This is a genomic window from Parafrankia sp. EUN1f, assembly GCF_000177675.1.
Lineage (GTDB): Bacteria > Actinomycetota > Actinomycetes > Frankiales > Frankiaceae > Parafrankia.
This window is the reverse complement of sequence record NZ_ADGX01000294.1, coordinates 1-4334: the sequence shown is the minus strand read 5'-3', so window position 1 is coordinate 4334 and position 4334 is coordinate 1. Positions and strand designations below refer to the sequence as shown.

5 protein-coding genes are annotated in these 4334 nt (G+C 72.4%); 1 reads left to right on the top strand and 4 read right to left on the bottom strand.

What is annotated here, in order from left to right:
* The first annotated feature begins 178 nt into the window (after positions 1–178).
* Positions 179–445: a hypothetical protein gene (locus FREUN1FDRAFT_RS38070; RefSeq protein ID WP_006545772.1), complete on the top strand. Its 267-nt coding sequence runs from the start codon at positions 179–181 to the stop codon at positions 443–445.
* A gap of 349 nt (positions 446–794) precedes the next feature.
* Here the strand turns inward: FREUN1FDRAFT_RS38070 and FREUN1FDRAFT_RS38065 are convergent, their stop codons facing one another.
* The 4 genes from FREUN1FDRAFT_RS38065 to FREUN1FDRAFT_RS38050 form a co-directional block, all read right to left on the bottom strand.
* Positions 795–1568, bottom strand: a complete 774-nt coding sequence (locus FREUN1FDRAFT_RS38065; protein ID WP_006545771.1) for a thioredoxin domain-containing protein — start codon at positions 1566–1568, stop codon at positions 795–797.
* Entirely contained in the window at positions 1568–2038 is a 471-nt protein-coding gene (locus tag FREUN1FDRAFT_RS38060) for a MauE/DoxX family redox-associated membrane protein (protein ID WP_006545770.1), read from the bottom strand. The genes FREUN1FDRAFT_RS38065 and FREUN1FDRAFT_RS38060 overlap by 1 nt, the downstream gene beginning before the upstream one ends.
* 67 nt (positions 2039–2105) lie before the next feature.
* Positions 2106–3104 (bottom strand): SCO family protein, encoded by a 999-nt coding sequence (locus FREUN1FDRAFT_RS38055; RefSeq protein WP_006545769.1) that lies wholly within the window; start codon positions 3102–3104, stop codon positions 2106–2108.
* Between the two features lie 210 nt (positions 3105–3314).
* Positions 3315–4220, bottom strand: coding sequence for a hypothetical protein (locus tag FREUN1FDRAFT_RS38050; RefSeq protein WP_050796197.1), 906 nt, complete (start codon positions 4218–4220; stop codon positions 3315–3317).
* Positions 4221–4334: the final 114 nt, after the last annotated feature.

Sequence of the window (4334 nt, the reverse complement as noted above, 5' to 3'; positions counted from 1 at the left end):
CCCCCCCTCTCCCGCTACCACGCCCGGCCCGCCGGAGACGACCGGCCACTGGTCACCACCAGCATCGCGACCGTGACCACCGAGACTCCACCCCCCAGCCACCCCCGCCACACCCGCGGCCAGCCACCGCAACCGGACACCACCCCGGCAAGCCACCCCGGCGCTCACCCGGCCCGCCGTGCCACCACCGGACACCGACCCGACAGCACCGGACCAGCCATCCCACCGCCCGGCACCCACCGCGACCGACGTCCTGGACCTCCTGCGCGGCGATCCTCACCGCGCCTGGCACAGCCGGGACATCGCCCGGATCCTCCACGTCACGAACATCAACAGCTTCCGCACCCGGATGTCGCAGTGGGCCCGCCAGGGGCTCCTCCACAAGACCGACCGAGCGACCTACACCCTGACCTCAACACCCTTGACAGCAACCGAGATCACTTAACTACGCGGCCTTGGAGCAAGACTGGAGGATTTTGGTCGCCGGAGAGCCTGTAACAAAATGGCGCCGACCAAGATCGGTAGTCAGGTGCACACGGCTGAGATCTCCGCTGACGGACGAACGTGGGCTGCCAGGTCAAAGTTGGTGGCCCGGATCGGCCACTTCTCGGCATTTTGCGACGGGCTCCGGAACGACCAAGATCCTCTGATCTTCGCGACGGTGGCTTCGAGGCTCAGCTGCTGTCGAGCAAGACCTGAGGATCGTGGTCGTCAGAACGACCTGAATCCTCAGGTTCTCGCCAGGTGGAGGCATGAGGCCGGCGGCAGGTAGCCGGCCGCTGATCGGCGGAGCGTCAGCCGTTCTTCTTGGCGGCTGCCACCGCGGCCTTCAGCCCGTCCGGGGTCAGCTGGTCCGCGGAGAGCTGCTTGGAGTCGACCAGCACGGTGGGTGTGGAGGTCACACCGGCCCGGGAGGCGTTCTCGTCAACCTTCGCGACATAGCCTTCGTACGTTCCGTTCCGGACGGCGTCCACGAACGCCGTCGAGGTGAGGCCGACCGAGGCGCCCTTCTCGATCAGGGTGTCGTTCTGGTAGCCGTCGGTGTGCTCGGTGGGCTGGTCGGCGAACAGGGCGTCGTGGAACGGCTTGAACTTGTTCTCGTCAGCCGCCGCGGACGCGGCGTTCGCGGCCCGGACCGACTCGGGCCCGAGGAACGACATCAGGTGGTAGTTGACCTTGATGTCGCCCGCGTCGATGAGGTCGCTGATCGTCGAGCCGGTGGTCTTCTCCAACTGGCCGCAGGCCGGGCACTGGAAGTCCTCGTAGATGTCGACGGTGACGGGGGCGCTGGCCTGCCCGACCACGATGGATTTGTCGGGGCCGGTGGCTGTCGACGGCAGCACCACCGGTTTCGATTCCTCCCGCGAGCTCTGGACCGCGAAGCCGATCACGGCGGCCAGGATGAGCAGGCCCGCGACGACGGAGCCGATGATGAGCTGGCGCCGTCGTCGCTCCTTCGCGGCCTCGGCGCGCCGCGCGGCCGCGACCCGCTCGCGGCGCTCCGCGGCGCTCACGCTCGCCGGGCGCTTGCCGGTCGGGCCGTCACCTGCCGGATCGCTGCCTGCCATCAGTCCTCCCGAACCTGGTCATCCTCGTCGTCGAGGGGCGGATGTGACGTCCTGTCGAGGAGCCGGTCGACCGTGAGGAAGCCGTCCGGCCAGCGGGCCAGCAACAGGCTCGCCAGCAGGAGCGCGCTGTCGCGAACGATCTCCTCGGTGTAGTGGGTCGGTGCCTCGGCGGTGAGGTCGCCGCCGGTGGAGAAGCAGCCACAGTCGATGCGCAGGCCACGGGCCGCCGCCGACGAGATGGCGGCGATGTAGACGGCGAACAGCGCGGCCGACACGAACGCGCCCAGCCGGACGGTGAGCCCGACGATCAGCAGCACACCCAGTGCGATCTCGACGAAGGGCACGGCGTAGGCCACCGGATGGACGAGAGACTCGGGCAGGATCCGGAAGGCACGGACCGAGCGCACCATGCCGTCAGGGTCGTCGACCTTGAGGAGTCCGGCGACGAGCCAGACCGCACCCAGCCCCACCCGCAGGACCGTGGAGAACAGTCGGAGCAGCAGCCGGTTGCGTTGCTGGCGGGGGCGGTGACGAGGCTCATCCGGTGGCCACCGGAGTCGGCCTGGCCGCTGCCGCTGCCGCCGTCGCTGCCGCCGCTGTTGCCGCCGCTGTTGCCGGGGCCGCGGAGCTGGTGGCCGCCGCCGTGCCGGTGGGCGTGGAAGCAGTGGTGCCGGTGGGCCTCGACGTGGCCTTCGGGGCGTCAGTCGGGCTCGCCGTGCTTCCCGTGCTCGTGGCCGCGTCGTCGTCGGTGCCGGCGGTGGTCCCGGTCTTCTCCGCGGTCAGGACGGGCAGGTCCGCGATGTAGTCGGCGACGGCTGTCCCCGCCAGGTAGAGCACCCGCGCCCGGTTGTCACGGCCGAAGGCGATGACCTGGCTGCCATGCGTCACGAGGACGGATCCGTCCGCCTGGACCTCCGGCGCCTCCAGCGGGACGCCGACCGACTCCGCCACGTTCTGGACCTTCGCGAACGGCCCGCGGACGCCGATGAAGGCCGAGTCGAACCCCTTCAGCCAACGGTCGAGGACCTCACCGGTGTCCCGCTCCGGGTCGGTGCTGACGAAGACGACGGAGACCTGGTCCCGGACGGACCGGTCGATCTCGCTCAGCGCCGCGGCGATGTCGGCCATGGTGGTCGGACAGACGTCCGGGCACATCGTGTAGCCGAAGAAAAGCAGAGTGATCTTCCCTTGTGTTCGGGTGCGAAGGTCGAACGGGCGGCCGTCGGTGTCGGTCAGGTCGAGAGCCGGCTTCGCGAAGCGTTCTGTTGGGACAACGCCGTGTAGCCCGTCGCCGGTTCCGCCGGCGTCGACGATCGTCACCCCTGTGCCGTCCCCACCGCTGGAACATGCGCCGAGTGTCGCGCCGAGGCTCACGGCGAGCCCGAGGGCCAGAGCCGCCCGAACCCGGCCAGGACGTCCCGTGCCGTGCCGGGCCTTTCGCCGGGGGCCCGGTGAATGCCCGGCGCGGGCCGCGGCCGTGGCCTCCTCGTCGGCCGTGAGGGCGGTTGCGGATGTCGTCTTGCTGGAGGTGAGCACCTGACTCCTACGAAGAGCAGTGGGTGGGAGGCGCCGTCCGTGCGGGCGCGGCGGTGCTGTGCCGGCGACGACGGCCAGGGCTGACCTGACATCGCGGGCATGACCGATCGGCGCCCGGCCGGCACGGCTGGGCGGAACGCGGGGCTGGCCGCGGGCAGGGCCGGGCGGTAGGCGGGGCTGGCCGCGGGCAGGGCCGAGGGGTAGGCGGGGCTACCGCGGGCAGGGCCGGGCGGCTGTGAGGGCTGTGAACCCGGCGACCGGGGGCCCGCGCGAGGCGACCGCGGCCCAGGGGCGTTCCAGGACACGCGGCCCGCGCAGTGCGGGCGCTCGGACGACCCGTCGTCTGGTCAGGGTCGGGGCGTGGGCCGCGCGCAACGTGGGGAGCCGCGAACCGAGGATCCGGCAGGCGGCGGCGACGGCCCGGACGCCGTGACGGGCCCACCAGAAGACCACGGCGGCGGCCAGGCTGTGCGCTAGGAGAACCGCCGGTCCGAGGCTGTGCAGGTGCAGGGCCCCGAGATGCGCCGGGCCGAGGCGTGCAGCGCCGGCCGCCGCGGTCGTGGAGGTCGTGGCGATCAGGGATCCCGGCGGGCGGCCCGCGAGAGCCGTCGCGCGTAGCTGGGAGGCGTCGAACCAGGGCGCGCCGCCGGCCGCGGCGGCCCGCTCGGCCCCGCACAACAGCCCGGCCAGCTGGCCGGCCGGCGCTCGCGTCGGCCTGGCCGTGAAGGCCGCGTGCAGCATCACCTGCACAGCCAGCAGCCCGGCAACGGAGCCGACGGCACCGAGCGCAGGCCGACCCGTCGAGGCGCGCGCCGACCACCACGTGCCGTCAAGGCCCTGCAGCCGAACGCCCTGCGGTCGAACGGCCCGCGGTCGAACGGCCCGCGGACGAAGGAGGTCCGCTGCGGCACGCAGAACAGCAAGCATGAGCAGGACGAGCAGCACACGGCCCGCTGCCGGGCCCGTGGAACGTGCGGTCGGCAGGTGGGCGAGCAGTGCCAGCGCGACCGTCGGCACGGCGAAGCCCAGCCCGCGCCGCGCCGCTGCTCCGAGCCGGCCCAGCCCCGGGGACCGTGCGAGGCCGGTGTACCGCCCCTCGCACCGCCTGACTCGCACCACGTAAGCCTATTGCCGAGCCCGGTACGGCTGGCCTGGGCGAGGGGGCGGTGCTGGCCCGAGGACGCGGCGCGGGCGGTGCGGCGCGGGCGGTGCGGGGCAGGCGGTGCGGGG

What these genes read in the sequence shown, in the direction of transcription:
- FREUN1FDRAFT_RS38065 (WP_006545771.1), bottom strand. Translation starts at nt 1,568, where the DNA reads ATGGCAGGCAGCGATCCGGCAGGTGACGGCCCGACCGGCAAGCGCCCG.